Source organism: Pseudomonas sp. RtIB026, from assembly GCF_016861355.2.
GTDB classification, from domain to species: Bacteria; Pseudomonadota; Gammaproteobacteria; order Pseudomonadales; family Pseudomonadaceae; genus Aquipseudomonas; species Aquipseudomonas peradeniyensis.
In genome coordinates this window covers 518,241-544,605 of the sequence record NZ_AP023348.2, presented here as the reverse complement: position 1 = coordinate 544,605, position 26,365 = coordinate 518,241, and the positions used below count along the sequence as shown (strand labels likewise).

Below are 26,365 nucleotides of genomic sequence, written 5' to 3'. Positions count from 1 at the left end.
GCCTTACTCGATATTCTGTACTTGTTCACGCATCTGTTCGATCAGCACCTTCAGGTTGACCGCCGCCTGCGTGCTGCGCGGGTCGAAGGCCTTGGAACCGAGGGTGTTGGCTTCGCGGTTGAGCTCCTGCATCAGGAAGTCCAGGCGCCGGCCGGCGGCGCCGCCGGACTTGAGCACCCGGCGCACCTCGGTGACGTGGGTGCTGAGGCGGTCCAGCTCCTCGGCGACATCGCTCTTCTGCGCCAGCAGGACCATTTCCTGCTCCAGGCGCTGCGGATCGAGCTCGGCCTTCATGTCGCCGAAGCGATCGAGGACCTTCTGCCGTTGCGCGGCCAGCATCTGCGGCACCAGGGTGCGCAGGGTGGCGACTTCGCCGGCCATGCTGTCCAGGCGTTCGTTGATCAGCCGGGCCAGCTCGGCGCCTTCGCGCTCACGGCCCGCCTTGAGTTCGGCCAGCGCCTCGTCGAACAGGGCGATGGCTTCGGCATTGAGCGCCTGCGGGTCGCTGGCGTCGGCCACCAGCACGCCTGGCCAGGCCAGCACTTCCAGCGGGTTGAGCGGCGCTGGCTGCTTGATCAGGCCGGCGACGGTCTCGGCGGCGGCCACCAGCTGCGCGGCGCGCTCGCGGTCGACCTGCAACGGCTTGCCGGCGTTGTCCTCGCTCAGGCGCAAGGTGCACTCGACCTTGCCGCGGGACAGGCCCTGGCGCAGGCCCTCGCGTACCGCGCCTTCGAGGTCGCGCAGCGCTTCGGGCAGGCGCAGGTGGGGTTCGAGATAGCGGTGGTTGACCGAGCGCAGCTCCCAGACCAGGGTGCCTTGGCTGCCAGCGCGCTCGACACGAGCAAAAGCGGTCATGCTATGCACCATGGGGAGTACCTCGCGTATTCAGGTGAACGGGGAGCCTGTCGGCTGCAAGGCGCAGGATTGTAGCGCAGTGCGGCCCGGGCGCCCAATCCACCCATGCTACCGACCCTCTTCTGGCCTGTCGGAAAAGGCGACAGGCTGCGCGGGTACGACGACAGGCGTGCCTTCGGCGGGCGGCGGGCTCTATAATGCTCGGCAGATTCAAAGTCCCGGTACAGGTATCCCAGATGAAACGTCCAAGTGGTCGCGCCGCCGATCAGCTCCGCTCGATCCGCATTACCCGCAACTACACCAAGCACGCCGAGGGATCGGTACTGGTCGAGTTCGGTGACACCAAGGTCATCTGCACGGTCAGCGTCGAGAATGGTGTTCCCCGCTTCCTCAAAGGTCAGGGCCAAGGCTGGCTCACCGCCGAATACGGCATGCTGCCGCGTTCGACCGGCGAGCGTAACCAGCGTGAGGCCAGCCGCGGCAAGCAAGGTGGCCGTACCCTCGAAATCCAGCGCCTGATCGGCCGCTCCCTGCGCGCCGCGCTGGACATGAGCAAGCTCGGCGACATCACCCTGTACGTCGACTGCGACGTGATCCAGGCCGACGGCGGTACCCGTACCGCCTCGATCACCGGCGCCATGGTCGCCCTGTGCGACGCCCTGGCGGTGATCAAGAAGCGTGGCGGCCTCAAGGGCGGCAACCCGCTCAAGCACATGATCGCCGCAGTGTCGGTGGGCATGTACCAGGGCGAGGCCGTGCTCGACCTCGACTACCTCGAGGACTCCGCCGCCGAGACCGACCTGAACGTGGTCATGACCAGCGCCGGTGGCTTCATCGAAGTGCAGGGCACCGCCGAAGGCGCGCCGTTCCAGCCTGAAGACTTCAACGCCATGCTGGCGCTGGCGCAGAAGGGCATGACCGAGATCTTCGAACTGCAGCAGGCCGCATTGGCTGACTGACTGTTCCTGTAGACACGAAAAAGCCGACATCAATGTCGGCTTTTTCGTGTCTGGACAGCACTCAGATGGTCAGCGTCCAGTCGTAGTCCACGATCAGCGGCGCATGCTGGGAGAAGCGCGGCTGGCGCGGCAGACGGGCGTTGCGCACGAAGCGGCGCAGGCCTGGGGTGAGGATCTGGTAGTCGAACCGGTAACCCAGGTTGAGCATCTCGGCCTGCTCGTTGTCCGGCCACCAGCTGTACTGGTCGCCTTCACGGCTGACTTCGCGCAGGGCGTCGACATAGCCCATGTCGCCGACGATGGCGTCCATCCAGGCGCGTTCCGGCGGCAGGAAGCCGACCGACTGCTGGCTGTCGCGCCAGTTCTTGATGTCGAGCTTCTGCTGCGCCACGTAGAACGAGCCGCAGTAGATGTATTCGCGACGCTTGCGACGCTGCTTGTCCAGGTACTTGGCGAAGTCGTCCATCAACTTGAACTTCTGGTTCAAGTCTTCGTCGCCGTTCATGCCCGAAGGCAGCAGCAGGCTGGCAATACTGACTTTGTCGAAATCTGCTTGCAGATAACGCCCGTAGCGGTCGGCTGTCTCGAAGCCCAGGCCGGTGATGACTGCCTTGGGCTGCATGCGCGAGTACAGTGCCACGCCACCTTGGGTGGGCACCTCCGCGTCGCAGGCGTAAAGGAAATAGCCATCGAGCTGGAAAGCTGGGTCGTCGAGTTCAAAGGCCGAGGCGCGGGTATCCTGAAGGCAGATGACGTCGGCATTCTGGGCTTGCAGCCAGCTGAGCAATCCACGCTCGGCCGCAGCCTGAATGCCATTTACGTTCACACTGATGATCCGCATAAATGGCCCCAAAAATCTCGTGCGTGTATGATACCCGAGCTCAACACATTTAGCTAAATCCGTGGTGTCCGGGACCTTTCATGCAGCCGTATCAGCGCGACTTCATCCGTTTTGCCATCGATCGCGGCGTTCTGCGCTTCGGTGAGTTCACTCTGAAATCGGGGCGTACCAGCCCGTACTTCTTCAATGCCGGCCTGTTCAACACAGGTTCCGCGCTGGCCCAGCTGGGGCGTTGCTACGCGGCGGCCATCGTCGACAGCAAGATCCCCTTCGACGTGCTGTTCGGCCCGGCCTACAAGGGCATTCCCCTGGCGGCGGCCACTGCCGTGGCCCTGGCCGAACAGCACCAGCTCGACGTGCCGTGGTGCTTCAACCGCAAAGAGGCCAAGGATCACGGCGAGGGCGGCAGCCTGGTCGGCGCCCCGCTGGCCGGTGACGTGCTGATCATCGACGACGTGATCACTGCCGGTACCGCCATCCGCGAGGTCATGCAGATCATCAACGCCCAGCAGGCCAAGGCCGCTGGCGTGCTGATCGCGCTGAACCGCGAAGAGCGTGGCAATGGCGAGCTGTCGGCGATCCAGGAAGTGGAACGCGACTTCGGAATCCCGGTGGTCAGCATCGTTTCGCTGACCCAGGTGCTGGAGTTCCTGGCTGACGATCCGCAGCTCAAGCAGCATCTGCCGGCTGTAGAGGCGTATCGGGCGCAGTACGGGATCTGATCCTGGCCTGGAAATGAAAAAGGCGACCTTCTTGCGAAGGTCGCCTTTTTTGTGTCGCCTGTTCCGGCCCTTTCGCGGGTGAACCCGCTCCCACAGGATCGCCACAGCCCTCAAAGGCGGTGCTATCCCTGTGGGAGCGGGTTTACCCGCGAAGAGGCCAGAACAGGCTAACCGATCACTCAGCGTGGCTTGCGGTTGGTGATCAGGGTGCCCACGCCGCTGTCGGTGAAGATCTCCAGCAGCACGGCATTCGGCACGCGACCGTCGATGATGTGCGAGCTGTTGACGCCGCCCTGGACGGCGTCCAGCGCGCATTTGATCTTCGGCAGCATGCCGCCGTAGATGGTGCCGTCGGCGATCAGTTCGTTGACCTGCTCGGTGGTCAGGCCGGTGAGGACCTCGCCCTGCTTGTCCATCAGGCCGGCGATGTTGGTCAGCAGCATCAGCTTCTCGGCTTTCAGCGCCTCGGCCACCTTGCCGGCCACCAGGTCGGCGTTGATGTTGTACGACTCGCCGTTGGCGCCCACGCCGATCGGTGCGATCACTGGAATGAAGTCGCCTTTGACCAGCATGTTCAGCAGGTCGGTGTTGACGCTCACGACCTCGCCGACATGGCCGATGTCGATGATTTCCGGGGTGGTCATCTCCGGGGTCTGACGGGTGACGGTCAGCTTCTTGGCGCGGATCAGCTCCGCGTCCTTGCCGGTCAGGCCGATAGCGCTGCCGCCGTGGCGGTTGATCAGGTTGACGATGTCCTTGTTCACCTGGCCGCCCAGGACCATTTCCACCACGTCCATGGTCGCCGCGTCGGTGACGCGCATGCCGTCGATGAAGTGGCTGTCGATCGACAGGCGCTTGAGCAGGTCGCCGATTTGCGGCCCGCCGCCGTGCACCACCACCGGGTTGATGCCCACGGCCTTCATCAGCACGATGTCACGGGCGAAGCCGGTCTTGAGCTCCTCGCTCTCCATCGCGTTGCCGCCGTACTTGATCACCAGGGTCTTGCCGACGAAGCGGCGGATGTAAGGCAGTGCTTCGGACAAAACCTCGGCTACATGGGAAGCGGCATCGCGATCGAGGGTCATGCAGGGCTCCAGGTAAGGAACGTATAGTCGTCAGAACGGCAGTTGCAGGCCGGGTTGGACCCGCAGCAACTGCGTGCGGAATACAGCCTTGATTCGGTCGAGCTCTGCCGCGCTGTCGGCCTCGAAGCGCAGCACCAGCACCGGCGTGGTGTTGGAGGCGCGGACCAGGCCCCAGCCGTGGGGATAGTCGACCCGCACACCGTCGATGGTGGTCAGGTTGGCTTCGCCCCAGTCGGCGTCGCGTTGCAGTGCATCAATGATGCTGAATTTACCCTCGTCGGTCACATCAATGTTGATTTCCGGCGTGGAAATATCACTGGGGAACGCGGCGAACAGGGTTTCGGCGTCCTGCCCGGCCTTGCTGAGGATCTCCAGCAGGCGCGCGGCGCTGTAGATGCCGTCGTCGAAACCGTACCAGCGTTCCTTGATGAAGATGTGTCCGCTCATCTCGCCGGCCAGCAGCGATCCGGTCTGCTTCATCTTCTTCTTGATCAGCGAGTGGCCGGTCTTCCACATCAGCGCACGGCCACCGTGCTGCTCGATCAGCGGGGTCAGGCGGCGGGTGCACTTGACGTCGAAGATGATCTCGGCGCCCGGGTTGCGCGACAGCACGTCCTGGGCGAACAGCATCAGCAGGCGGTCGGGATAGACGATGCTACCGGTGTTGGTCACCACGCCGACGCGGTCGCCGTCGCCGTCGAAGGCCAGGCCGATGTCGGCACCGGTCTCTTTCACCTTGGCGATCAGGTCTTCCAGGTTCTCGGGCTTGCCCGGGTCCGGGTGATGGTTGGGGAAGTTACCGTCGACCTCGCAGAACAGCGGGATGACGTCGCAGCCCAGGGCCTCGATCAGTTGCGGGGCGACCACGCCGGCGGCGCCGTTGCCGCAGTCGACCACCACCTTCAGGCGCTTGGCCAGCTTCACGTCGGCGGTGATCTGCTGGAAGTAGCGGTCGAGGATCTCGACTTTTTCCACACGGCCTTCGCCGCGGGTCAGGTCGTTGGTCTTCAGGCGCGTCAGCAGGGCCTGAATCTGCTCGTTGGCCAGGGTGTCGCCGGCGATGACGATCTTGAAACCGTTGTAGTCCGACGGGTTGTGACTGCCGGTGAGCATCACCCCCGACTTGCCGGCCAGCACGTTGGCGGCGTAGTACAGCGCCGGAGTGGGTACCAGGCCGACATCGCTGACCTGGCAACCGGCGTCGGCCAGGCCCTTGATCAGTTGCTCGACCAGCATCGGGCCGGACAGGCGGCCATCACGGCCGACCGAAATCTGTGGCTCGCCCTGGGCGAGGGTCTGGGCGCCGATGGCGCGACCGATCCAGTAGGCGGTCTCGGCATGCAAGGTCTTGCCAACCACACCACGGATGTCATAGGCGCGGAAGATGCTGTCGGGCAGTGCGGGGACCAGCTGGGCCATGTCGTTCATCTCTGGGGACTCCATAAGTCAAAGGCTTCTGGGCAAGCGCAAACTGAACGCTTGGACGGCGGTTTCGCCAGAGAGTTCGCCATCCATGGCCCGAGCGGTCTGCTGTCGGCTCAGCGGGTGCCGGAGTGCCCGAAGCCGCCGGCACCGCGCTGGGTCTCGTCGAACTGCTCGACGATGTCGAAGTGCGCCTGCACCACCGGCACCAGGATCAGCTGGGCGATGCGCTCGCCGACGGTGATGGTGAACGGCGTATTGCCGCGGTTCCAGCAGGAGACCATCAGCTCGCCCTGGTAGTCCGAGTCGATCAGGCCGACCAGGTTGCCCAGCACGATGCCGTGCTTATGGCCCAGGCCCGAGCGCGGCAGGATCATGGCCGCCAGGCCCGGGTCGCCGATGTACACCGACAGGCCGGTGGGAATCAGCAGGGTCTGGCCCGGCTCGAGGACGGTGTCCTCCTTGAGCAGGGCGCGCAGGTCCAGGCCGGCGGAGCCGGGGGTGGCGTACTGCGGAAGGGGGAATTCGGTGCCCAGGCGTGGGTCAAGGATCTTGGCTTGAAGAGCGTGCATGTAACTTATTGAACCTGGTTGAGCCGTTCGGCGATGAAGGCAACCAGCTGGCGGGCGATCTTGCCCTTGCTGGTCTGCGCGAAGAGGGTCTGGTGCTGCTGGCGGTCGATCACGGTCAGGGCGTTCTCCTCGCTGTTGAAGCCGATGCTGGGGTTGGCCACATCATTGGCGACGATCAGGTCGAGGTTCTTGTCCTTGAGTTTGCGCGTGGCGTAGTCGAGCAGGTGCTCGGTCTCGGCGGCGAAGCCCACGCTGAACGGGCGATCAGGCCGACCGGCAATGGTCGCAAGGATATCGGGATTGCGCACCATCTGCAGCAGCATGCCGTCGCCTGTGGTGGGATCCTTCTTGAGCTTCTGTGGGGCGACGACTTCCGGGCGGTAGTCTGCGACCGCGGCCGAGGCGATGAACAGATCGCAGGGCATGGCCGCCTCGCAGGCCGCGAGCATGTCCCGCGCGCTGACCACGTCGATGCGGTTGACCCGGTCGGGCGTCTGCAGGTGCACCGGGCCGGTGACGAGGGTCACCCGGGCCCCGGCTTCGGCGGCGGCCTCGGCCAGGGCGAAGCCCATTTTCCCTGAGCTATGGTTGGTGATGTAGCGCACCGGGTCGATGTTCTCTTGCGTCGGACCGGCGGTGATCAGCACATGCTTGCCGGTCAGGGCCTGGCGCTTGAAGCTCTCGGCGGCGCACCAGGCCAGGTCCGTGGCTTCGAGCATGCGGCCCAGGCCGACGTCGCCACAGGCCTGGCTGCCGGAGGCCGGGCCGAACACCTGGATGCCGCGACTTTTGAGCAGCTCGAGGTTGGCCTGGGTGGCCGGGTCGCGCCACATGGCCTGGTTCATCGCCGGGGCGACGGCCACGGTGGCGTCGGTGGCCAGCACCAGGGTGGTCAGCAGGTCGTCGGCCATGCCTTGGGCCATGCGCGCCATCAGGTCGGCGGTGGCCGGGGCGATCAGCACCAGGTCGGCCCACTTGGCCAGCTCGATATGGCCCATGGCCGCTTCGGCGGCGGGGTCGAGCAGGTCCATGTGTACCGGGTGGCCGGACAGCGCCTGCAGCGTGAGCGGGGTGATGAACTCGGCGCCACCACGGGTCATGACCACGCGCACCTGCGCGCCGTGTTCCAGGAGTCGGCGAATCAGCTCGGCGCTCTTGTAGGCGGCGATGCCGCCACCCACGCCGAGAACGATGCGCTTGCGATACAACCGCTGCATAGGCCTTGCCTTATTCCAGTGAAAGCGGGTGGCGACGATAGCTGCCTGCGGCAGATCGTCGCATTTTCGAAGCGAACTAGATTAACACAGCGCCCGGAGGGGCCGCAGTAACGCAGGAGGAGGGGCATGAACATCAGGGAGTGGCCGGCGGAGGAGCGGCCGAGAGAGAAACTGTTGCAGCGGGGCGCTGGTAGCCTGACCGATACGGAGTTGCTGGCTGTGTTTCTCGGTTCAGGTGTGCGCGGGCACAATGTAGTAGAGCTAGCGCGAGGCCTGCTGGTTAAGTTTGGAAGCTTGCGTCAGTTGCTGGAGGCCGACCGCGAAGCCTTTGTCGATGAGCTTGGGCTGGGTCCGGTGAGGTACAGCCAGTTGCAGGCATTGCTGGAGATCGGGCGCAGGCATCTGGCTACCGCTATCGAGAACGAGTCTGTTATGGATAGCCCGAGAGCTGTGCGCAGCTATCTCAAAGCGATGTTGCGCCATGAAACTAGCGAGGTATTCGGCTGTTTGTTTGTGAATACAAAACACAGGCCACTTGCTTTCGAAATACTGTTCAGGGGAACGATTGATCGAGCGAGCGTTTACCCGCGAGAGGTAGTGCGTCGGGCATTATTTCATAACTCAGCAGCATTGATCCTATGCCATAACCATCCGTCTGGGCATAGTGAGCCAAGTCAGGATGATGTTCATATGACTATTACTTTGAAGCGCGCCTTGGCGCTGATTGAAGTGCGTGTGCTGGATCACATTATCGTCGGAGATGGGGAGCCGCTATCTATGCTTGAGCGCGGGTGGATCGCAGAGTAGAGAGCGCTGATTATAGCTCAGGACGTGTTAATGATTTATGCAGTTCCTAGGCGCGCTTGGTGGGTTGCATATGATGTAGATGCTTGAATACGGTATAAAATTTTCTGCGCAGTCATGGGTAAGGTTTGGGAATGGAATTTTTAGGAAGATAAAGTGGGTGGCCTGGCATTCCCGACTTAGTAACGGCGAGTGCTTGGAGCTTGCCGCTAGCCATTTCTAAAACATCTTTGGCTCTGGCTAATAGTGTTCCGTGGTTTCCCCAGGCGGCGATGATGATATCACTTGAGTCGATAATGGCTTTTATGTGTTTGTTGTTATCCGGTCCGATCGGATCAATAGCTAAATATAATTGCTTGGGGTCGGTGGAACGCAGTGAAAACAAATTAATCATCAAAAGGCTACCGCCGCCCCAAGCTTTAGCGAATGATATGCATCTGCGAATGGTTGGGTCGTCTGAAGATTCGTCAGCGGTGGAAGGGTTAAGTCCAATGAAGGCAATTCTCTTACCCTTGGCATCCCAGGTTCTAGTCAGCAAGTATCTATAATTGCGGCACTCTGAAAATATTGCGCCTTTGTCTTCGGAAAGGCCAAAGAGATCGGTTTGCATTATGGTGCCTTATTTGCTTTTTCGGGGTGTTTGGGTGTTTCTTGATTGGCGCTATTGGCGCTCACGGGGTGCTTAGGTACTTGGGTAGATTTTTTTGCTGTAGGTTTCTCAGCTTGATCTGGCGCGGTGTTGGCGTTTTGGGTTTTGGATTCGGCAACTATTGTTGCATTCACAAGCGGTAGCTGTCCGTTTTCAGATATGGAATTGGAAGTGACTAATTTATATCCGGCAGAGTTTAATGCTACGGCTATAATTGAGCCACTTAGTCCCGGCCACAAGGTGAATAGCGCTACTGCTATAGCAACAAGCGCGACAACCAAGCCTGCAATTGACATCCAGATTTTTCGCAGCTTCTCCATGCTCGATAGCTTCTCATTTACATCATCGAGCCTATTTTTTAAAGACTGAGGGCTAAAAACAGTGCTTGTTAGGTTTTCAACCAGCTTTGTATCAATTTCTTTTTGGTTCTTGGCCGCACCGTTGTAGATTTTTTGGGAGTCACGGTCGAGATAGGCGTAAACTATCAAGAACAAAGGCTCGCCTCGTCGCACGATAATGGGCTTGGTTCCAGCGTTATATACGCTAAATATTAATTTTCCTACCCAGCCTGGGTCGACATGGAACCCAGAAACGTTGATGAGTCCCTTGAACTTGTAGCCGGCTCGTATCGAGATCATGGCGATGGCATTACTTGGCACGGTTATGTTTTCTTCGGTCAGAAGAAACGCAAATTGGCCAGGAGATATGCGTATGGCCCCGTCGCTGGACTGGGTTCCAAGTTGCTTGATTAGGTTTACATCAGGTGATTGTGACTCAAGCTCCGCAGTTGTTACAAATGCCTGTTCGCCTACAGACAATCTGTACGATGCGCAGTCTAAGTTCCTGGAGGTGAATGGAAATATGAGTTGCGGGAGTTTTTCTTCAAGTAGCTCACCACTCCAAAATGTCACTTGGGCCTTCCTTGTTAAAGTGTGAAGTTGGTTTCTATCGCATGGAAGCGTTTTTCCATGGCAGCTTCAAGCTGAATGTCGAGCGTCGTAACGTGCTTTAGGAGATCGAATGTTAAAAGAGGCACGAGAGTCGACATTTCAACTCGAGGGTTTCCGGCCTCCATGTGGTCAGTAGACTCCATTATTTTTGCCATTTTTCCGCCGTGGGTAAGCAGGCTTTCCAAGATTTCACTGTATACGGCAGCGCTATCCGCTTGAGTTTTATGTGAGGAAAGTTCCAGGCAGAGATCGGTAATGTTTTTGGCGCTGCTCTGATGGTAATCGTCTAAAAAAATTCTAAGGGTGTTTGCAGAGGCGAGGCAAATTATTATCGAGTCGATAACAGTCTTTCTAAGTAACTCTGCATCGTCTGTTTTTTTTGCAGTGTTAATTTTTGATGCATACTTAAAAAAGTGCAGGGTCATGTGCTTGAGGCGGACGTACATATTCTCAGAAAGTATGTCCTGGTGTGACTGCTCATCATGACTTTTCTGGCGTCTTTGCAACTTTGTCAGTAGAGTCCGATGTGAGTATGACATTTACTGTTCCTCTGTAGCGGCAAAATCTATTACGTTTCCAGTTGCGATAGATTTTCTAGAAATTAGCGAATTTTACCTCTTTCCGCATTTGATTTCCAACCCACAGCATAGCTGGCAGATGGACAAATTAATCAAAATGTCTCAACGGTCCATGGGTAGCCATTCTTGAGGGCCCGCAGTCTCATTATGCCTATGATGAACGGCTACCGCAGACTTCGGCTCTGATGAACTATTGATTTTCAGTGTTTCAGAGAGTGGCTTCTCCAGCGGTTATGGCATTTTTGATAGTGAGTAACGAGCCGCTGTAAGTGGCCGCGCATAGGTGGCTTGAGGCCTAGGACTAGCCTTTCATGGTGGAGGTTTCAGCCCTTCGCAGGGCATTCCCCGCGAAGAGTCCTCAACATATTTCATTGATTAGCCTGCATCTTGCTGAAATCCTGCCGCCCGAACGGGCTCACCTGATAACCCTCGACCCCTTTGTGCAGCAGCGCCGCCGCCGTCGGATGTGCCAGAGGCAGCCACAGCGCCTGCTGCTGGATCAGCGTCTGCGCCTGCTGGTACAGGCGACTGCGCACGCTCTGGTCGTTGGTGGTGCGTCCGGCATTGATCAGTTGGTCCAGGCGGCTGTCGCAGAAGCGCGCGAAGTTGGTCCCGGACTTGACCGCCGCGCAGGCAAACTGCGGGCTGAGGAAGTTGTCCGGGTCGCCATTATCACCGGCCCAGCCCATGAACAGCAGGTCGTGCTCGCCGGCCTTGGCGCGGCGGATCAACTCGCCCCATTCGATGGTGCGGATCTCGGCCTTGATACCGACCTTGGCCAGGTCCGCCTGGAGCATCTGCGCGCCGAGGCTGGGGTTGGGGTTGAGCAGGCTGCCCGCCGGGCGGGTCCAGATCGTGGTCTCGAAACCCTTGGCCAAGCCAGCCTTGGCCAGCAACGCCTTGGCCTTCTTCTGGTCCTGGGCATAGCCGGGCAGGTCCTTGGCGTAGCTCCAGGTGTTCGGCGGGTAGGGGCCGTTGGCGGCGGTGGCGGTGTCTTCGAACACCGCCTTCAGGTAGGCGGCCTTGTCGAAGGCCAGGTTGATCGCCTGGCGCACCTCAGGCTTGTCCAGTGGCGGGTGCTGGCTGTTGATGGCGACGAAGGCGGTCATGAACGCTGGCGTGGTGACCACCTTGAGGTTGCCGTCCTTGCCGGCTTCGGCGATGTCCAGCGGCTTGGGCGACAGGGCCACCTGGCACTCGCCGCGCTTGAGCTTCTGCAGGCGTACGTTGGCGTCCGGGGTGATGGCGTAGATTAGCGGGTCGACGGACGGTTTGCCGGCGAAGTAGTCGGGGTTGGCGCGGTAGCGCACCACGGCGTCCTTCTGGAAGCGCTGGAAGACGAACGGCCCGGTACCCACCGGCTGGCTGTTGAGCTTGTCCGGGGTGCCGGCCTTGAGCAGCTTGTCGGAGTACTCGGCGGAGTAGATCGAGGCGAAGCCCATGCTCAGGGTGGCCAGGAAGGTGGCGTCGGCGTGGGTCAGGGTGAAGCGCACGGTGTGCGGATCAGGGGCGTCGATCGCCTTGATCAGGCTGCCCAGTTGCAGCGACTGGGCGTGCGGGTAGCCGCCCGGGGCGGTCTTGTGCCAGGCGTGGGCGGGGTAGAGCATGCGCTGGAAGCTGAACAGCACGTCGTCGGCGTCCAGCTCGCGGCTCGGCTTGAAGTACGCCGTGGTGTGGAACTGCACGCCCTGGCGCAGCTTGAAGTCGTAGATCAGGCCATCGGGCGATACCGACCAGCCTTCGGCCAGGCTCGGCACCACCTTGCCGAGGCCGGCGTCGAACTCGACCAGGCGGTTCATCAGCACATCAGCCGAAGCATTGGTGGTGGTCAGCGAGTTGTACTGCACCACATCGAAGCCCTCCGGGCTGGCTTCGGTGCACACCGACAGCGGTGCGGCCTGGGCCAGGCCGGCGGCGCACAGGGCGGTGAAAAACAAGGAAAGGGCGGCGGCACGCATGGTGGCTCCTTGGCTGGTCGGTGGCCCATCTGCCGGTGCAGTCTGGAAATGGCCCTACCCTAGTGCGCGCTACACGAAATGACCACCTTCTTTTTCAGGCGCTTGGCGACGAGCGGTCGACAGTGCGGCGGGCGAGTCGTTATGCTGCTCCCCCGCAATTTGCAGCACGTGGATGCTCACTTTCTGTTGTTGCGGCGTAGTCTTTCTGGTATAAAGCAGCGCTCTTTTCTAGGGGCTCGGCCTGTCGCATCAGCGAATCCGGTCGATAAGACCTCCAGAATCACGGCGCCTGGCGCCAAAGACTGAGAGATTAAGCGGCCAACCCATGCCGGGTTGGGCATGTGGTTTTAGAGGGCTGAGTCATGTCGAGAGTCTGTCAAGTTACTGGTAAGGGTCCAGTAACCGGGAACAACATTTCCCACGCAAACAACAAAACCCGTCGTCGTTTCCTGCCGAACCTGCAGCACCACCGTTTCTGGGTTGAGTCCGAGAAGCGTTTCGTGCGTCTGCGCGTATCCGCCAAAGGCATGCGCGTCATTGACAAGCGTGGTATCGACGTAGTGCTGGCCGAGCTGCGCGCTCGCGGCGAAAAGTTCTAAGGAGAACGTCATGCGTGAATTGATCCGTCTGGTTTCGAGTGCCGGCACCGGCCACTTCTACACCACCGACAAGAACAAGCGCACCACCCCGGACAAGATCGAGATCAAGAAATACGATCCGGTCGTCCGTAAGCACGTGGTGTACAAGGAAGCCAAGATCAAGTAATTGATCGGCGACCTGAGAAAACCCGCTACCGCAAGGTGGCGGGTTTTTTTATGCCTGCGAATCGGCAATCGCGGGGCAAGCCCGCTCCCACAAGGTTACTTCTGCTCGAACAGCACATAGATCTTGCGGCAGGGCTCCAGCACTTCCCAGGTGCCCTTGAAGCCGGCCGGGATGACGAACCGATCACCGGCACGCAGGGTCTTGGCGTTGCCTTCCTGGTCGCGCAGCACCGACACGCCCTGGACGATCTCGCAGTACTCGTGTTCGGTATAGCTCACCGTCCACTGGCCCACCTCGCCCTCCCAGACGCCGGCGGCGAACTGGCCGCAAGGGCTGGAATAGTGGTTGTAGACAGCCTGGTCAGGCTCGCCCTTGAGGATTTTCTCCGCCGCCGGGCGGTAGCGTTCGGCCTCGGTGAGAACCTGGGCAAAGTCGACGATACTGGCGATGCTCATGGTGATTACCCTGTTGTTGTTTAATAAAATGCACATCAGTAGGCGTTTAGGCCATTCGTGTCAAATATATTGATAGTTTGTCCGCCCTGGTTTAGGGTGTCGGATGCCGGTGTGCGTTCGTCGCCCGGCCAGAATTTCTGACAGCGCCCGTGAGTCCTCAGTGCGGCGTTGCACCTTAACAAGAGAGGAGTTTCCTATGACCACCCTGACTCGTGCGGACTGGGAACAGCGTGCCCAGCAACTGAAGATCGAAGGCCGCGCCTTCATCAACGGCGAATACACCGATGCCGCATCCGGTGAAACCTTCGACTGCCTGAGCCCGGTGGACGGACGCTTCCTGGCCAAGGTCGCCAGCTGCGACCTGGCCGACGCCAACCGCGCCGTCGACAACGCCCGCGCCGTGTTCGAATCCGGCGTCTGGTCGCGCCTGGCCCCGGCCAAGCGCAAGGCCAAGCTGATCCGCTTCGCCGACCTGCTGCGCAAGCACGTCGAGGAACTGGCCCTGCTCGAAACCCTCGACATGGGCAAGCCGATCGGTGACTCCTCCTCCATCGACATTCCGGGCGCGGCCCAGGCCATCCACTGGACTGCCGAAGCCATCGACAAAGTCTACGACGAAGTCGCCCCGACCCCGCACGATCAGTTGGGTCTGGTGACCCGTGAGCCAGTAGGCGTGGTCGGCGCCATCGTACCGTGGAACTTCCCGCTGCTGATGGCCTGCTGGAAGCTGGGCCCGGCCCTGGCCACCGGTAACTCCATCGTCCTGAAACCGTCGGAAAAATCGCCGCTGACCGCCATCCGCATCGCCCAACTGGCCATCGAGGCCGGTATCCCGGCAGGCGTGCTGAACGTGCTGCCAGGCTATGGCCACACCGTGGGCAAGGCCCTGGCCCTGCACATGGATGTCGACACCCTGGTGTTCACCGGTTCCACCAAGATCGCCAAGCAGCTGATGGTCTACGCGGGCGAGTCGAACATGAAGCGCGTCTGGCTGGAAGCTGGCGGCAAGAGCCCGAACATCGTCTTCGCCGATGCGCCTGACCTGCAGGCCGCCGCCGAGGCCGCCGCCAGCGCCATCGCCTTCAACCAGGGCGAGGTCTGCACCGCGGGTTCGCGCCTGCTGGTCGAGCGTTCGATCAAGGACAAGTTCCTGCCCATGGTGGTCGAGGCCCTCAAGGCCTGGAAACCGGGCAACCCGCTGGATCCGGCGACCACCGTCGGTGCGCTGGTCGACACCCAGCAGATGAACACCGTGCTGTCGTACATCGACGCCGGTCACCAGGACGGCGCCAAGCTGCTGGCCGGTGGCAAGCGTATCCTCGAAGAGACTGGTGGCACCTATGTCGAGCCGACCATCTTCGACGGCGTGACCAACGCCATGAAGATCGCCAAGGAAGAGATCTTCGGCCCGGTGCTGTCGGTGATCACCTTCGACACCGCCGAGGAAGCCATCGCCATCGCCAACGACACGCCGTATGGCCTGGCCGCCGGCATCTGGACCGCGGACATCTCCAAGGCCCACAAGACTGCCCGCGCCGTGCGCGCCGGCAGCGTCTGGGTCAACCAGTACGACGGCGGCGACATGACTGCGCCGTTCGGTGGCTTCAAGCAGTCTGGCAACGGCCGTGACAAGTCGCTGCATGCGCTGGATAAGTACACCGAGCTGAAGGCGACCTGGATCAAGCTGTGATCCAGTAACGTCTCATCGCGGGGCTCGTGGGAGCGGGCTTGCCCCGCGATGAGCCGCAGACAGCCGGGCCGGTTCACGCCGTCCCGGCTTTGTCGTCTCTGTCATACACGATTTGCGCTGAAAGGAGGCTGTGATGCGTTGGGGAACCTACTTTGCCGTCCTGGCGTCGGTGCTCAGTGTCGGGCTCGCGCTCGGTGTGAGCATGCCGCTGGTGTCCCTGCGCCTGGAGGGTTGGGGCTACGGCGGGTTCGCCATCGGCGTGATGGCGGCGATGCCGGCGCTTGGCGTGCTGGTCGGCGCTGCCATTGCCAGCCGTCTGGCCGGCTGGATCGGCGTCCCGGCCGCCATGCGCCTGTGCCTGTGGGGCGGGGCACTGTCCATCGGCTTGGTGGCGCTGTTGCCCAGCTACCCGCTGTGGCTGTTGCTGCGGCTGATGATCGGCATGTCGCTGACCGTGGTGTTCATCCTCGGCGAAAGCTGGATCAACCAGTTGGTGGTCGAGCAGTGGCGTGGCCGATTGGTGGCGCTGTACGGCAGCAGCTATGCCCTGAGCCAGCTGGCCGGCCCGCTGGTGCTGGGCTTTCTCGGTTCGGACGACGACTTTGGTTTCTGGGCGGCGACCGGGCTGTTGCTGGTTGCGCCGTTGATCCTGTTAGGCCGAGGTGGGGCACCGAGTACCGAGGCCTGTAGCGTTACTTTCCGCGACCTGTTCGGGTTCTGTCGGCGCTTGCCAGTGATCGCATGGGCCATTGCGCTGTTCGCGGCGTTCGAAGCGATGATCCTCACCCTGCTGCCGGTGTATTGCCTGCAACAGGGGTTCACCACGGAGGTGGCGCTGTTCATGGTCAGTACCGTGGTGGTGGGCGATGCGGTACTGCAATTGCCGATTGGCGCGCTGGCCGACCGTATGTCGCGACGCACGCTGTTCAGTGGTTGCGCGCTGACCTTGCTGGTTTCCAGCCTGGCGATTCCGTTGCTGTTGCACACACCGGTGATCTGGCCGCTGTGGGTGCTGTTCGGTGCCAGTGCGGGTGGCTTGTTCACCTTGTCGCTGGTACTGATCGGCGAGCGCTACCGGGACGACGAGCTGGTGCGGGCCAATGCCCATGTGGCGCAGCTGTGGGGCATTGGTTGCCTGCTTGGGCCGTTGCTGGCCGGGGCGGGGAGCCAGTGGATCAGCGGGCACGCGCTGCCGTTGCTGATGGCGGTGGGGGCGGCGGGGTTGGTGGTGCTGACCCGGCGGCGGGATGCCTTCGAGCCGGCGTCGGCCTGAGCCATCCTGGGGCTGCTGCGCAGCCCATCGCGGCACAAGGCCGCTCCTACAGAAGATCGCGGTCCCCTGTAGGAGCGGCCTTGTGCCGCGAAAGGGGCGCAAAGCGCCCCCGGAAATCCCAGCTACAACATCTTCTCCAGCCCGACCGCCTTGCTGATCCAGGCATTGAAGCGTCGCCATATCCCCCCCGGCTCGGTCAGCAGCATATGCCGCTGGCCATTGTCCTCGGTCGCCCAGGCCAGTTTCCCGTCCACCAGCTTCACCTCGTAGCTCAGCGCCGGCGCCATGCCCTGCACGGCCAGGTCGCGGGTGTATTCGGCCAGCTCCGGGCTGTCCACCAGCACCCCGACCTCGGTATTCCACAGCACCGAGCGCGGGTCGAAGTTGAACGAACCGATGAAGGTCTTGCGCCGGTCGAACACCATGGCCTTGCTGTGCAGGCTCGAATCGGAGCTGCCATGCAAGCCCAGGCGTGGCCGAGGGGCGCCGGGCTGGCGACGCAGCTCGTAGAGTTGCACGCCATGCTCGAGCAGGGCACGGCGGTAGGGCGCGTAGCCACCGTGCACGGCCGGTACGTCGGTGGCTTCGAGGGCGTTGGTCAGCAGCTTGACCGAGGTGCCGGCGTCGGCGCGGCTGGTCAGGTACAGCAGCCCCGGTTCGCCTGGAACAAAGTAGGCCGAGACCAGGATCAATTCCTTGTGCACACCGTTCAGCTCCGGGGCCAATTGCCGACTCATCAGCAATCGTGGATCCGGCTCGTCGTCCGCCAGCACCTTGCTTGGCGCATCCCACAAGGCTTGGCTGTGGGCCCAGATCAGCTCGTTGCGCCATACGTCCAGGCGCGGCAGCGACTGGTAGGCCATCAGGCGGTCGTACAGCGCCTTGCGCTCGACCCGCGCCTCGGCCAGCGACACCTCCAGGCGCTGGCGGCTGGCGAACAGGTCGTCGGCATCGGGCTGGCGCCAAAGGAAATCGCCGATGGGGCGGCTCAGGGCGCTGTTCCAGTACTGGTCGAAACTGTGGCCGAGCTGCTCGGCTACCGGGCCCACGCCCAGCAGGTCGATGTCGGTGAAGTTGAGGTTGGGCTCGGCGTCGAAGTACTCGTCGCCCAGGTTGCGACCGCCGACGATGGCCATGCTGTTGTCCACCAGGAACAGCTTGTTGTGCATGCGCCGGTGCTGGCGCGACAGGTTGAACAGTCGCCCTACCGCGCGGGTGACGCCGGTGCTGCGCCCCAGGTGCAGCGGGTTGAACACGCGGATGTGGATGTTCGGGTGGGCGGCGAGGGTGCCCATCAGGCTGTCCAGGCCGTCGCTGGTGGTGTCGTCGAGCAGGATGCGCACACGCACGCCGCGGTCGGCGGCGCGCAGCAGTTCGTGGACCAGGGCGCGGGTACTGAGGCCGTCGTGGACGATGTAGTACTGCAGGTCGATGCTTGTCCGGGCGTTGCGGATCAGCTCGGCGCGGGCGCGGAACGCCTCGTTGCTGTTGGGCAGCAGACGGAAGCCCGAGCGCCCCTCGTAAGGCGCGGCCTGGCGCTGCACCGAGCGACCGAACGCCGAGTCGGCTGCCGGTAATGCCTGGCTGACTTCACGCGGTGTACCGACGCTGGCGCAGCCAAACAGGCCGAGCGCCAGCAGCAGAGGCAGGGCTCGCTGGAGTCTCAAGGGTGGATCGTCCTGTGCAGCAAGGGCTTATGGGGTTGGACCGTGGAAGGCGGCGCAAAGTTACCCGCCGCCGTGCTCGGCCTCCAGTAGACGAAGGGCGGTTTCACCGACCTTGCGCACGGCGGCTTCGATCTGCGCCGTGGGCCGGGCGGCGAAGTTCATGCGCAGACAGTTGCGGTACTTGCCCGAGGCCGAGAAGATGCTGCCCACGGCAATCTGCACGCCTTGCTCCAGTAAAGCGCGGTTCAGGCGCAGCGTATCGAAACTTTCCGGCAATTCAACCCACAGCATGAAGCCCCCTTGGGGCCTGCTGGCGCGGGTGCCCGGCGGGAAGTGGCGGGTCACCCAGTCGCACATCTGGTCGCGGCCGCGCTGGTACTGGCTGCGCATGCGCCGCAGGTGCGGCTGGTAATGGCCTTCGGCGATGAAGTCGGCGATCGCCAGCTGCGGTTGGCAGGCGGTGCTACCGGTGCTGATGTACTTCATGTGCAGCACCCGCTCCAGGTAGCGCCCCGGGGCTACCCAGCCGACCCGCAGGCCAGGGGCCAGGGTCTTGGAGAATGAACTGCAGAGCAGCACGCGGCCATCGTCGTCGAACGACTTGATGGTGCGCGGACGTGGATAGGTGTAGGCCAGGTCGCCATACACATCGTCTTCGAGGATCGCCACGTCGTAGCGCTGGGCGAGGGTCAGCAGGGCCTTCTTGCGCGCCTCAGGCATGATGTAGCCCATCGGGTTGTTGCAGCTGGGGGTGATCTGGATGAGCTTGATCGGCCACTGTTCCAGGGCCAGCTCCAGGGCCTCCAGGCTGATGCCGGTGATCGGGTCGGTGGGGATCTCCAGGGCTTTCATGCCCAGGCCCTTCAGCGTCTGCATGGCGCCGTGGAAGCTGGGCGAATCGACCGCGACGATGTCGCCGGGCTGGCACACCGCGCGAATGCTGCACGACAGCGCTTCGTGGCAGCCGGTGGTTACCACCAGATCGGCTGGGCCCAGGCGGCAGCCGGAGTCGAGCATCAGTCGGGCGATCTGCTCGCGCAGCTGGGCGTTGCCGTGGATGTTGTCGTAGTACAGGCCAGGCATGTCCATGCGCCGGCTGATCTGCGCCAGGCTGCGCAGCAGCGGTTTGAGGGTGGGGCTGTCGACGTCGGGCATGCCGCGACCGAGCTGGATCACATCCGGGCGCGGGGTGGCGCGGACCAGCTCCAGCACCTGTTCCCACTGGGAGATATCCACAGGCCGCTGGGCGGGGCGACTGATGTCGGGGAGGGCGGGGAGCTGGCGATCCTCGGCGACGAAATAGCCGGACTTGGGCCGTGGCGATACCAGGCCGTTGTCCTCCAGCAGGCGATAGGCCTGCTGTACGGTGCTCAGGCTGACGCCGTGCTCGACGCTCAGGGCGCGCACCGAGGGCAGGCGCTGGCCGGGGCGGTAGAGGCCTTGCTCGATACGCGAGCCGAGCAGTTCGGCGAGGTTGAGGTAGAGCGTCACGGCATACTCCTGCGCGTTTTGCGGGTCGATGACCGATACAGATGGCTGGAAAATACTTCATTCAGCCGACTTTTCGCCAATTCTGTATGGGAATAATAAGTCACGGTTGGCTCTGTATTGTCGAGGGCGCGAGCGCGCATGCTTTCTCCACGGTATCAACTGATGGGAGAACGCAGTGATGGGTGGCTTGAGCGATGTGCGCTTGCAACTGTTGCCTGGTGAGCTTGAGGCCGGGCAGCGGCCCAGGGTCTTCAATGCACCGGCCGGCTTGAGTCGTTGGGGCCTGATGCTGCATCGCTGGCGGACCCGCAGAGCGCTGCTGCAACTGGATGATCGGCAGTTGCGCGATATCGGACTGACCTGGGAACAGGCGCGACAGGAAGGGCGTAAACCCTTCTGGAAGGATTGAGCCGATCTTCTGTAGGAGCGGCCTTGTGTCGCGAAAGGGCTGCACAGCAGCCCCGGCAATCTTCAGTCTGATTCGAGACCCTGGGGCCGCGCTGCGGCCCTTTCGTGGCACAAGGCCGCTCCTACAGGGGCGTGCTGAATTCGGCTCAAACCAGTTCTTTGAGCCGGTACCAAAGCATCCCCAGCGCCAGCAGCGGCGAGCGCAGCAGCTTGCCGCCGGGGAAGGTGGTGTGCGGCACCTTGGCGAACAGGTCGAAACGACCACCCTGTTGGCCGCTGATGGCCTCGCCGAGCAGGCGCCCGGCCAGGTGGGTGGCGTTGAGTCCATGACCGGAATAGGCCTGGGCATAGTAGACGTTGGGCTGGCTGGCCAGGCGGCCGATCTGTGGCAGGCGGTTGGCGCCGATGCCGATCATGCCGCCCCACTGGTAGTCGATGCGCACATCGGCCAGTTGCGGGAACACCTGGAGCATCTTCGGTCGCATGTAGGCGGCGATGTCCTGCGGATCCCGGCCCGAGTAGTGGCAGGCGCCGCCGAACAGCAATCGGTGGTCGGCGGACAGCCGGTAGTAGTCCAGCGCCACGCGCTGGTCGCACACCGCCATGTTCTGCGGCAGCAACTGGCGGGCGCGCTCTTCGCCCAGGGGCTCGGTGGCGATGATGTAGCTGCCGGCGGGCAGCACCTTGCCGCCCAGCTCGCGGTTGAGGTCGTTGTGGTAGGCGTTGCAGCACAGCACCAGGGTCTTGGCGCGCACCCGGCCCCGGGCGGTGTGCACCTTCACCTCGGAGCCGTACTCGATGCGGGTTACTTCAGACTGCTCGTACAGGCCAACGCCCAGGCGGCTGGCCACGGCGGCTTCGCCGAGTGCCAGGTTGAGCGGGTGCAGGTGGCCCGAACCCATGTCGACCAGGCCACCGACATAGCGGTCGGAGCCCACCACCGAGTGCATGTCGCCGGGCTGCACCAGGCGCAGTTCGTGGCGATAGCCCAGACTGCGCAGTTCCTCGGCGTCCTCGGCGAAGCCTTGCAGTTCGGCGGGTTTGTTGGCCAGGTCGCAGTAGCCCCAGGTCAGGTCGCAGTCGATGCCATGGCGCTCGACGCGGTCGCGGACGATCTCCACGGCCTCAAGGCCCATGAGCTTCAGGCTGCGAACACCGTCTTCACCGAGCACCGGGAGAAACTGCTCCAGGCCGTGGCCGACGCCGCGGATAAGCTGGCCGCCGTTACGGCCGCTGGCGCCCCAGCCGAGCTTGCGGGCTTCCAGGAGGATCACCGAGAAACCGCGCTCGGCCAGTTCGATGGCGGTGTTCAGGCCCGAGTAGCCGCCGCCGACGATGCATACGTCGGCGCTGTGCTCGCCTTGCAGGAACGGATGGTCTGGGTGTGGCGCGCTGCTGGCGGCGTAGTAAGAGGCGGCGTGCTGCGCGCTGTGGACCATGGGTCGATTCCTGGGTTGAGACGAAAGGGGGAGGATAGGCAACTGCCCAATCGCGGGGCAAGTCGCATCGGCGCACCGCCGCTCCCACGCTTACGTACTGGCGTGGGAGCGGCGGTGCGCCGATGCGACTTGCCCCGCGATTGGGCTTATAATTCAACCTCATTCATCGCACTGTCCTCGGTCATGTCCTGCAACCGCCACAAGATCCACTTCCTGCGCGAACTCATTCCCTCGTTCGAGTGCGAGCCCGGCTGCCACGATTGCTGCGGCCCGGTCACCACGTCCGCCGAGGAGATGGCCCGCCTGCCGCGCAAGGCCCAGGCCGAGCAAGACGCCGCCCTGGAGCGCCTGGACTGCGTGCACCTGGGGCCGAACGGCTGCACGGTCTATGAAGAGCGCCCGATGATCTGCCGACTGTTCGGCACCACCCCGCGCCTGGCCTGCCCCCGTGGCCGAGGGCCGGCGCAGCCTATCGAGCCTGCGGCCGAGCAACTGGTCCACCAGTTCATCGCCACGACCCGTCAGGTGCTGGTCTGAGGGGTCAGTCCGGGATCGGCAGGCACAGGCTCTCTTTCACTTCTTCCATCACGATGTAGCTCTTCGACTCGCGCACATGGGGCAGCTTGAGCAGGATGTCGCCGAGCAGCTTGCGGTACGAGGCCATCTCCGAGATCCGCGCCTTTACCAGGTAGTCGAAGTCGCCCGACACCAGGTGGCATTCCAGCACATGGGGCAGCTTGAGCACGGCGCGGCGGAATTCCTCGAAGGTGTCGCCGGACTTGTAGTCCAGGCTGATCTCGACGAACACCAGCAGGCTGCCCTTCAGGTGCTGCGGATTGAGTCGGGCGTTGTAGCCCATGATGATCCCCTCGCGCTCCAGGCGCCGTACGCGCTCGGTGCAAGGGGTGGTGGACAGCCCGACCTTCTCGCCCAGTTCGGTGAAGGAAATACGCCCGTCATTCTGCAGGATCCGCAGGATGTTGCGGTCGATCTTGTCCAGTTCACGTTTGCTCTGGTGCTGGGTTCTCATAGGGGATGCCCCTCCGTGAAAGGCGATTTTGCCGAGAATTCTCGCCAAATATAGCTGCTTATATAGTGAATAGCACTGGCTTGAGATTCATATACTGCGCGCATCCATGCCATTTCAACAAAAGACTGCGGCGAGCCGCGTGCGAGGGATACAACAATGCGAGTTCTGGTACTTGGTAGCGGTGTGATCGGTACCGCCAGTGCCTACTATCTGGCCCGGCAAGGTTTCGAGGTCACGGTGGTCGATCGCCAGCCGGCGGTGGCCATGGAAACCAGCTTCGCCAACGCAGGCCAGATCTCGCCCGGCTATGCCTCGCCCTGGGCCGCCCCGGGCGTGCCGCTCAAGGCCATCAAGTGGCTGCTGGAGCGCCACGCGCCCCTGGCCATCAAGCTGACCGGCGACGTCGACCAGTACCTGTGGATGGCGCAGATGCTGCGCAACTGCACCGCCAGCCGTTATGCGGTGAACAAGGAGCGCATGGTGCGCCTGTCCGAGTACAGCCGCGACTGCCTCGACGAGCTGCGCGCCGAAACCGGCATTGCCTACGAAAACCGCAGCCTGGGCACTACCCAGCTGTTCCGCACCCAGGCCCAGGTCGACGCCGCGGCCAAGGACATCGCCGTGTTGGAACAATCCGGCGTGCCATACGAGCTGCTCGACCGCGATGGCATCGCCCGCGTCGAACCGGCCCTGGCCGGGGTGAAGGACATCCTCGCCGGTGCCCTGCGCCTGCCCAACGACCAGACCGGCGACTGCCAGCTGTTCACCACCAAGCTCGCCGAGATGGCCATCAAGCTGGGCGTCGAGTTCCGCTTCGGCCAGGACATCCAGCGCCTGGACGTCGCCGGCGACCGCATCAACGGCGTGTGGATCGACGGCAAGCTGGAAACCGCCGACCGCTACGTGCTGGCCCTGGGCAGCTACTCGCCGCAGCTGCTCAAGCCGCTGGGCATCAAGGCCCCGGTCTACCCGCTCAAGGGCTACTCACTGACCGTGCCGATCACCAACGGCGACATGGCGCCGACCTCGACCATCCTGGACGAGACCTACAAGGTCGCCATCACCCGTTTCGACGACCGCATCCGTGTCGGCGGCATGGCCGAGATCGCCGGTTTTGACCTGTCGCTGAACCCGCGTCGGCGCGAAACACTGGAGATGATCGTCAACGACCTTTATCCTCGCGGCGGCGACCTGAGCCAGGCGAGCTTCTGGACCGGCCTTCGCCCGGCCACCCCGGACGGCACCCCGATCGTCGGGGCGACCAAGTTCCGTAACCTGTTCCTCAACACCGGTCACGGCACCCTGGGCTGGACCATGGCCTGCGGTTCCGGTCGCCTGCTGGCGGACCTGATCGCGCGCAAGAAGCCGCAGATCAGTGCCGAAGGCCTGGACATCTCGCGTTATGGCAACAGCCGCGAGATCGCCAAGCATGGCCAGCCGGCGCCTGCGCACCAGTAAGCGGGCGTCTGCGCCGGCCCTTTCGCGGGTAAACCCGCTCCCACAGGTTTGTGCTGCCCCCTGTGGGAGCGGGTTTACCCGCGAAGAAGTTCACACCGATTGACCTGTTCCCTCACCCCGGCGCGGTGGGTACCTACCCCCATCTGCCGCGTCGGGGCTTTATCGAAAACCAGAACTGCCAGAAGGCTGCCGCCATGCGTCCCGCCCGTGCCCTGATCGACCTCCAAGCCCTCCGTCACAACTACCGTCTGGCCCGTGAGCTGACCGGCGCCAAGGCCCTGGCCGTGGTCAAGGCCGACGCCTATGGCCATGGCGCGGTGCGTTGCGCCCTGGCGCTCGAGCCCGAGGCCGACGGTTTTGCCGTGGCCTGCATCGAGGAAGCCCTGGAGCTGCGCGCGGCGGGCATCAAGGCACCTCTGCTGCTGCTCGAAGGTTTCTTCGAGGCCAGCGAGCTGGCGCTGATCGCCGAGCATGACCTGTGGTGCGTGGTGCATTCGCTGTGGCAGCTGGAAGCGCTCGAGCAGACTTCGGTACGCAAGCCACTGACCATCTGGCTGAAGATGGATACCGGCATGCACCGCGTCGGCGTGCACCCCAAGGACTACCACGACGCCTACCAGCGCCTACTGGCCAGCGGCAAGGTGTCGCGCATCGTGCTTATGAGTCACTTCGCCCGCGCCGACGAGCTCGATGCCGCCGCCACCGATCAGCAGGTCGCCGTGTTCGAGGCCGCACGCCAGGGCCTGGCTGCCGAGTGCAGCCTGCGCAACTCACCGGCCGTGCTGGGCTGGCCGAGCATCAAGAGCGACTGGGTGCGCCCGGGCATCATGCTCTACGGCGCCACGCCGTTCGAGGTGGCGCAGGCCGAAGCGGCCCGCCTGCAACCGGTGATGACCCTGCAATCGCGGATCATCAGCGTGCGCGAGCTGCCGGCCGGCGAACCGGTGGGCTACGGCGCCAAGTTCCTCAGCCCGCGCCCGACCCGCGTGGGCGTGGTCGCCATGGGCTATGCCGACGGCTACCCACGCCAGGCGCCCACCGGCACCCCGGTGGTGGTGGCCGGCAAGCGCACCCAGCTGATCGGCCGGGTGTCGATGGACATGCTCTGCGTCGACCTCACCGAGGTGCCCGAGGCCACCGTCGGCAGCCCGGTGGAGCTGTGGGGCAAGCAAGTCCTGGCCAGCGACGTGGCGATGCAGGCCGGGACCATTCCGTACCAGATTTTCTGCAATCTCAAACGCGTGCCACTGGACTATATCGGCGAATAAGGCGCTGAAGCGGACAGGCTGCGGGGCTGTGTGTTGTAAATACTGAACGGCATTGCCATCATATCGTTCACACTACCCCCATCTCGACCGATTCAGGAGGCTCCAGCTTTGGACGTCGGTGAACGACTGCAAGCCATCCGCAAGCTCAAGGGCCTGTCCCAGCGCGAACTCGCCAAGCGCGCGGGGGTGACCAACAGCACCATCTCGATGATCGAGAAGAACAGCGTGAGCCCGTCAATCAGCTCCCTGCGCAAGGTGCTCAGCGGTATCCCCATGTCCATGGTCGAGTTCTTCTCGGTGGAGCTGGCGCCGGAAAGCCCGACCCAGATCGTCTACAAGGCCCACGAGCTGATCGATATCTCCGACGGCGCAGTGACCATGAAACTGGTCGGCAAGTCGCATCCCAACCGGGCCATCGCCTTCCTCACCGAGGTCTACCCGCCGGGTGCCGACACTGGCGCGGAAATGCTCACCCACGACGGCGAAGAGACCGGCATCCTGCTTGAAGGCCGCCTGGAGCTGGTGGTCGGTACCGAGATCTTCATTCTCGAAGCCGGCGACAGCTATTACTTCGAAAGCACCCGTCCACACCGCTTTCGCAACCCGTTCGAGGAGCCGGCACGTTTGATCAGCGCGGCGACCCCGTCGAACTTTTGATCCAGCGCAGTGCATTGATTCGCCAATACCCTTTCCCTGAGTGTGGTCGTTTCACGCCTTCCGGGTTCCCGCTATACTTTTCAACGCTCGCAATTCCGTGGCCGCGGGCGTGATTAGCCACCATGAGGGTGTTCGCGTGAACCAAATCAAGA

26 protein-coding genes and 1 pseudogene are annotated in these 26,365 nt (G+C 62.9%); 12 read left to right on the top strand and 15 right to left on the bottom strand.

Features of this window, described 5'->3' with window-relative positions; all coding sequences use genetic code 11:
- Positions 1-3: 3 nt before the first annotated feature.
- Complete coding sequence (locus tag PRtIB026_RS02435) at positions 4-867, bottom strand: YicC/YloC family endoribonuclease (RefSeq protein WP_186712300.1); 864 nt, start codon at positions 865-867, stop codon at positions 4-6.
- A 224-nt stretch (positions 868-1,091) separates the two neighbouring features.
- Between PRtIB026_RS02435 and rph the strand changes: the two genes are divergently transcribed.
- Positions 1,092-1,814, top strand: a complete 723-nt coding sequence (gene rph, locus PRtIB026_RS02430) for a ribonuclease PH (protein WP_009681991.1) — start codon at positions 1,092-1,094, stop codon at positions 1,812-1,814.
- A 61-nt stretch (positions 1,815-1,875) separates the two neighbouring features.
- On the opposite strand, the gene PRtIB026_RS02425 is transcribed toward rph, so the two are convergent.
- Positions 1,876-2,655, bottom strand: coding sequence for an exodeoxyribonuclease III (locus PRtIB026_RS02425; protein ID WP_203649402.1), 780 nt, complete (start codon positions 2,653-2,655; stop codon positions 1,876-1,878).
- An 80-nt stretch (positions 2,656-2,735) separates the two neighbouring features.
- Between PRtIB026_RS02425 and pyrE the strand changes: the two genes are divergently transcribed.
- Complete coding sequence (gene pyrE, locus PRtIB026_RS02420) at positions 2,736-3,377, top strand: orotate phosphoribosyltransferase (protein ID WP_011536401.1); 642 nt, start codon at positions 2,736-2,738, stop codon at positions 3,375-3,377.
- A gap of 179 nt (positions 3,378-3,556) precedes the next feature.
- Here the strand turns inward: pyrE and argB are convergent, their stop codons facing one another.
- The 4 genes and pseudogenes from argB to coaBC all read right to left on the bottom strand — a co-directional run bounded on the left by argB (position 3,557) and on the right by coaBC (position 7,673).
- Positions 3,557-4,462 carry an acetylglutamate kinase gene (gene argB / locus PRtIB026_RS02415; protein WP_028689938.1) on the bottom strand — a complete coding sequence of 302 codons (906 nt, stop codon included), beginning with the start codon at positions 4,460-4,462 and terminating at the stop codon, positions 3,557-3,559.
- A 30-nt stretch (positions 4,463-4,492) separates the two neighbouring features.
- Positions 4,493-5,866 (bottom strand): annotated as a pseudogene (locus PRtIB026_RS02410) (phosphomannomutase/phosphoglucomutase); the annotation flags it as partial.
- A gap of 134 nt (positions 5,867-6,000) precedes the next feature.
- Positions 6,001-6,456, bottom strand: a complete 456-nt coding sequence (dut, locus tag PRtIB026_RS02405) for a dUTP diphosphatase (protein ID WP_050707525.1) — start codon at positions 6,454-6,456, stop codon at positions 6,001-6,003.
- 5 nt (positions 6,457-6,461) lie between these two features.
- Complete coding sequence (coaBC, locus tag PRtIB026_RS02400) at positions 6,462-7,673, bottom strand: bifunctional phosphopantothenoylcysteine decarboxylase/phosphopantothenate--cysteine ligase CoaBC (RefSeq protein ID WP_203649404.1); 1,212 nt, start codon at positions 7,671-7,673, stop codon at positions 6,462-6,464.
- Positions 7,674-7,799: 126 nt separating this feature from the next.
- Between coaBC and radC the strand changes: the two genes are divergently transcribed.
- A complete protein-coding gene (radC, locus tag PRtIB026_RS02395; protein ID WP_203649406.1) occupies positions 7,800-8,480 on the top strand; it encodes a RadC family protein in 681 nt (226 codons plus the stop codon).
- A gap of 112 nt (positions 8,481-8,592) precedes the next feature.
- Here the strand turns inward: radC and PRtIB026_RS02390 are convergent, their stop codons facing one another.
- From PRtIB026_RS02390 to PRtIB026_RS02375, 4 genes are all read right to left on the bottom strand, one after another.
- Positions 8,593-9,087: a DUF1643 domain-containing protein gene (locus tag PRtIB026_RS02390; protein ID WP_203649408.1), complete on the bottom strand. Its 495-nt coding sequence runs from the start codon at positions 9,085-9,087 to the stop codon at positions 8,593-8,595.
- Positions 9,087-10,037, bottom strand: a complete 951-nt coding sequence (locus tag PRtIB026_RS02385) for a dCTP deaminase domain-containing protein (protein WP_203649410.1) — start codon at positions 10,035-10,037, stop codon at positions 9,087-9,089. Before PRtIB026_RS02385 ends, PRtIB026_RS02390 begins: the two co-directional genes overlap by 1 nt.
- A gap of 14 nt (positions 10,038-10,051) precedes the next feature.
- The gene (locus PRtIB026_RS02380; RefSeq protein WP_203649412.1) at positions 10,052-10,615 is read right to left on the bottom strand and encodes a hypothetical protein; all 564 of its coding nucleotides are present in this window, start codon (positions 10,613-10,615) and stop codon (positions 10,052-10,054) included.
- Positions 10,616-11,022: 407 nt separating this feature from the next.
- On the bottom strand, positions 11,023-12,612 hold the full coding sequence (locus PRtIB026_RS02375; RefSeq protein WP_203649414.1) for an ABC transporter substrate-binding protein: 1,590 nt from the start codon (positions 12,610-12,612) through the stop codon (positions 11,023-11,025).
- 362 nt (positions 12,613-12,974) lie between these two features.
- Here PRtIB026_RS02375 and rpmB point away from each other — a divergent pair, with 362 nt between their 5' ends.
- Together rpmB and rpmG are read left to right on the top strand one after the other, a co-directional pair.
- Complete coding sequence (gene rpmB, locus PRtIB026_RS02370; protein WP_003258972.1) at positions 12,975-13,211, top strand: 50S ribosomal protein L28; 237 nt, start codon at positions 12,975-12,977, stop codon at positions 13,209-13,211.
- A gap of 10 nt (positions 13,212-13,221) precedes the next feature.
- The gene (gene rpmG, locus PRtIB026_RS02365) at positions 13,222-13,377 is read left to right on the top strand and encodes a 50S ribosomal protein L33 (RefSeq protein ID WP_003253507.1); all 156 of its coding nucleotides are present in this window, start codon (positions 13,222-13,224) and stop codon (positions 13,375-13,377) included.
- 95 nt (positions 13,378-13,472) lie between these two features.
- Here rpmG and PRtIB026_RS02360 read toward each other — a convergent pair whose 3' ends face one another.
- A complete protein-coding gene (locus PRtIB026_RS02360) occupies positions 13,473-13,832 on the bottom strand; it encodes a cupin domain-containing protein (protein ID WP_050707521.1) in 360 nt (119 codons plus the stop codon).
- Between the two features lie 196 nt (positions 13,833-14,028).
- Here PRtIB026_RS02360 and PRtIB026_RS02355 point away from each other — a divergent pair, with 196 nt between their 5' ends.
- Together PRtIB026_RS02355 and PRtIB026_RS02350 are read left to right on the top strand one after the other, a co-directional pair.
- Complete coding sequence (locus tag PRtIB026_RS02355; protein ID WP_203649416.1) at positions 14,029-15,522, top strand: aldehyde dehydrogenase; 1,494 nt, start codon at positions 14,029-14,031, stop codon at positions 15,520-15,522.
- Positions 15,523-15,655: 133 nt separating this feature from the next.
- Complete coding sequence (locus PRtIB026_RS02350; RefSeq protein WP_203649418.1) at positions 15,656-16,795, top strand: MFS transporter; 1,140 nt, start codon at positions 15,656-15,658, stop codon at positions 16,793-16,795.
- 122 nt (positions 16,796-16,917) lie between these two features.
- Here the strand turns inward: PRtIB026_RS02350 and PRtIB026_RS02345 are convergent, their stop codons facing one another.
- Both PRtIB026_RS02345 and PRtIB026_RS02340 read right to left on the bottom strand, forming a co-directional pair.
- Positions 16,918-18,462 carry a phospholipase D family protein gene (locus PRtIB026_RS02345; protein ID WP_203649420.1) on the bottom strand — a complete coding sequence of 515 codons (1,545 nt, stop codon included), beginning with the start codon at positions 18,460-18,462 and terminating at the stop codon, positions 16,918-16,920.
- Between the two features lie 60 nt (positions 18,463-18,522).
- Positions 18,523-19,953, bottom strand: coding sequence for a PLP-dependent aminotransferase family protein (locus PRtIB026_RS02340; RefSeq protein WP_203649422.1), 1,431 nt, complete (start codon positions 19,951-19,953; stop codon positions 18,523-18,525).
- 178 nt (positions 19,954-20,131) lie between these two features.
- On the opposite strand from PRtIB026_RS02340, the gene PRtIB026_RS02335 reads away from it, so the two are divergent.
- Positions 20,132-20,362, top strand: a complete 231-nt coding sequence (locus tag PRtIB026_RS02335) for a DUF1127 domain-containing protein (protein WP_203649424.1) — start codon at positions 20,132-20,134, stop codon at positions 20,360-20,362.
- Positions 20,363-20,507: 145 nt separating this feature from the next.
- On the opposite strand, the gene PRtIB026_RS02330 is transcribed toward PRtIB026_RS02335, so the two are convergent.
- Positions 20,508-21,800 carry an NAD(P)/FAD-dependent oxidoreductase gene (locus PRtIB026_RS02330; RefSeq protein ID WP_203649426.1) on the bottom strand — a complete coding sequence of 431 codons (1,293 nt, stop codon included), beginning with the start codon at positions 21,798-21,800 and terminating at the stop codon, positions 20,508-20,510.
- A 183-nt stretch (positions 21,801-21,983) separates the two neighbouring features.
- On the opposite strand from PRtIB026_RS02330, the gene PRtIB026_RS02325 reads away from it, so the two are divergent.
- On the top strand, positions 21,984-22,337 hold the full coding sequence (locus tag PRtIB026_RS02325) for a YkgJ family cysteine cluster protein (RefSeq protein ID WP_203649428.1): 354 nt from the start codon (positions 21,984-21,986) through the stop codon (positions 22,335-22,337).
- 4 nt (positions 22,338-22,341) lie between these two features.
- On the opposite strand, the gene dadR is transcribed toward PRtIB026_RS02325, so the two are convergent.
- Positions 22,342-22,830: a transcriptional regulator DadR gene (dadR, locus tag PRtIB026_RS02320; RefSeq protein WP_003258963.1), complete on the bottom strand. Its 489-nt coding sequence runs from the start codon at positions 22,828-22,830 to the stop codon at positions 22,342-22,344.
- A gap of 156 nt (positions 22,831-22,986) precedes the next feature.
- Between dadR and dadA the strand changes: the two genes are divergently transcribed.
- The 3 genes from dadA to PRtIB026_RS02305 all read left to right on the top strand — a co-directional run bounded on the left by dadA (position 22,987) and on the right by PRtIB026_RS02305 (position 26,213).
- A complete protein-coding gene (dadA, locus tag PRtIB026_RS02315; RefSeq protein ID WP_186732204.1) occupies positions 22,987-24,288 on the top strand; it encodes a D-amino acid dehydrogenase in 1,302 nt (433 codons plus the stop codon).
- Between the two features lie 194 nt (positions 24,289-24,482).
- Positions 24,483-25,556 (top strand): alanine racemase, encoded by a 1,074-nt coding sequence (alr, locus tag PRtIB026_RS02310; protein WP_203649430.1) that lies wholly within the window; start codon positions 24,483-24,485, stop codon positions 25,554-25,556.
- Between the two features lie 108 nt (positions 25,557-25,664).
- The gene (locus PRtIB026_RS02305) at positions 25,665-26,213 is read left to right on the top strand and encodes a cupin domain-containing protein (RefSeq protein ID WP_023629132.1); all 549 of its coding nucleotides are present in this window, start codon (positions 25,665-25,667) and stop codon (positions 26,211-26,213) included.
- Positions 26,214-26,365: the final 152 nt, after the last annotated feature.

Excerpts from the sequence above, each read along its gene's own strand:
- PRtIB026_RS02325 (WP_203649428.1), top strand. The coding sequence starts at position 21,984 with ATGTCCTGCAACCGCCACAAGATCCACTTCCTGCGCGAACTCATTCCC.
- PRtIB026_RS02335 (WP_203649424.1), top strand. The coding sequence starts at position 20,132 with ATGGGTGGCTTGAGCGATGTGCGCTTGCAACTGTTGCCTGGTGAGCTT.
- rpmG (WP_003253507.1), top strand. The coding sequence starts at position 13,222 with ATGCGTGAATTGATCCGTCTGGTTTCGAGTGCCGGCACCGGCCACTTC.
- PRtIB026_RS02350 (WP_203649418.1), top strand. The coding sequence starts at position 15,656 with ATGCGTTGGGGAACCTACTTTGCCGTCCTGGCGTCGGTGCTCAGTGTC.
- PRtIB026_RS02435 (WP_186712300.1), bottom strand. The coding sequence starts at position 867 with ATGGTGCATAGCATGACCGCTTTTGCTCGTGTCGAGCGCGCTGGCAGC.
- PRtIB026_RS02355 (WP_203649416.1), top strand. The coding sequence starts at position 14,029 with ATGACCACCCTGACTCGTGCGGACTGGGAACAGCGTGCCCAGCAACTG.
- PRtIB026_RS02425 (WP_203649402.1), bottom strand. The coding sequence starts at position 2,655 with ATGCGGATCATCAGTGTGAACGTAAATGGCATTCAGGCTGCGGCCGAG.
- PRtIB026_RS02330 (WP_203649426.1), bottom strand. The coding sequence starts at position 21,800 with ATGGTCCACAGCGCGCAGCACGCCGCCTCTTACTACGCCGCCAGCAGC.
- rph (WP_009681991.1), top strand. The coding sequence starts at position 1,092 with ATGAAACGTCCAAGTGGTCGCGCCGCCGATCAGCTCCGCTCGATCCGC.
- dadA (WP_186732204.1), top strand. The coding sequence starts at position 22,987 with ATGCGAGTTCTGGTACTTGGTAGCGGTGTGATCGGTACCGCCAGTGCC.
- alr (WP_203649430.1), top strand. The coding sequence starts at position 24,483 with ATGCGTCCCGCCCGTGCCCTGATCGACCTCCAAGCCCTCCGTCACAAC.
- pyrE (WP_011536401.1), top strand. The coding sequence starts at position 2,736 with ATGCAGCCGTATCAGCGCGACTTCATCCGTTTTGCCATCGATCGCGGC.
- radC (WP_203649406.1), top strand. The coding sequence starts at position 7,800 with ATGAACATCAGGGAGTGGCCGGCGGAGGAGCGGCCGAGAGAGAAACTG.
- PRtIB026_RS02360 (WP_050707521.1), bottom strand. The coding sequence starts at position 13,832 with ATGAGCATCGCCAGTATCGTCGACTTTGCCCAGGTTCTCACCGAGGCC.
- PRtIB026_RS02375 (WP_203649414.1), bottom strand. The coding sequence starts at position 12,612 with ATGCGTGCCGCCGCCCTTTCCTTGTTTTTCACCGCCCTGTGCGCCGCC.
- dut (WP_050707525.1), bottom strand. The coding sequence starts at position 6,456 with ATGCACGCTCTTCAAGCCAAGATCCTTGACCCACGCCTGGGCACCGAA.
- rpmB (WP_003258972.1), top strand. The coding sequence starts at position 12,975 with ATGTCGAGAGTCTGTCAAGTTACTGGTAAGGGTCCAGTAACCGGGAAC.
- coaBC (WP_203649404.1), bottom strand. The coding sequence starts at position 7,673 with ATGCAGCGGTTGTATCGCAAGCGCATCGTTCTCGGCGTGGGTGGCGGC.
- PRtIB026_RS02390 (WP_203649408.1), bottom strand. The coding sequence starts at position 9,087 with ATGCAAACCGATCTCTTTGGCCTTTCCGAAGACAAAGGCGCAATATTT.
- argB (WP_028689938.1), bottom strand. The coding sequence starts at position 4,462 with ATGACCCTCGATCGCGATGCCGCTTCCCATGTAGCCGAGGTTTTGTCC.
- PRtIB026_RS02380 (WP_203649412.1), bottom strand. The coding sequence starts at position 10,615 with ATGTCATACTCACATCGGACTCTACTGACAAAGTTGCAAAGACGCCAG.
- dadR (WP_003258963.1), bottom strand. The coding sequence starts at position 22,830 with ATGAGAACCCAGCACCAGAGCAAACGTGAACTGGACAAGATCGACCGC.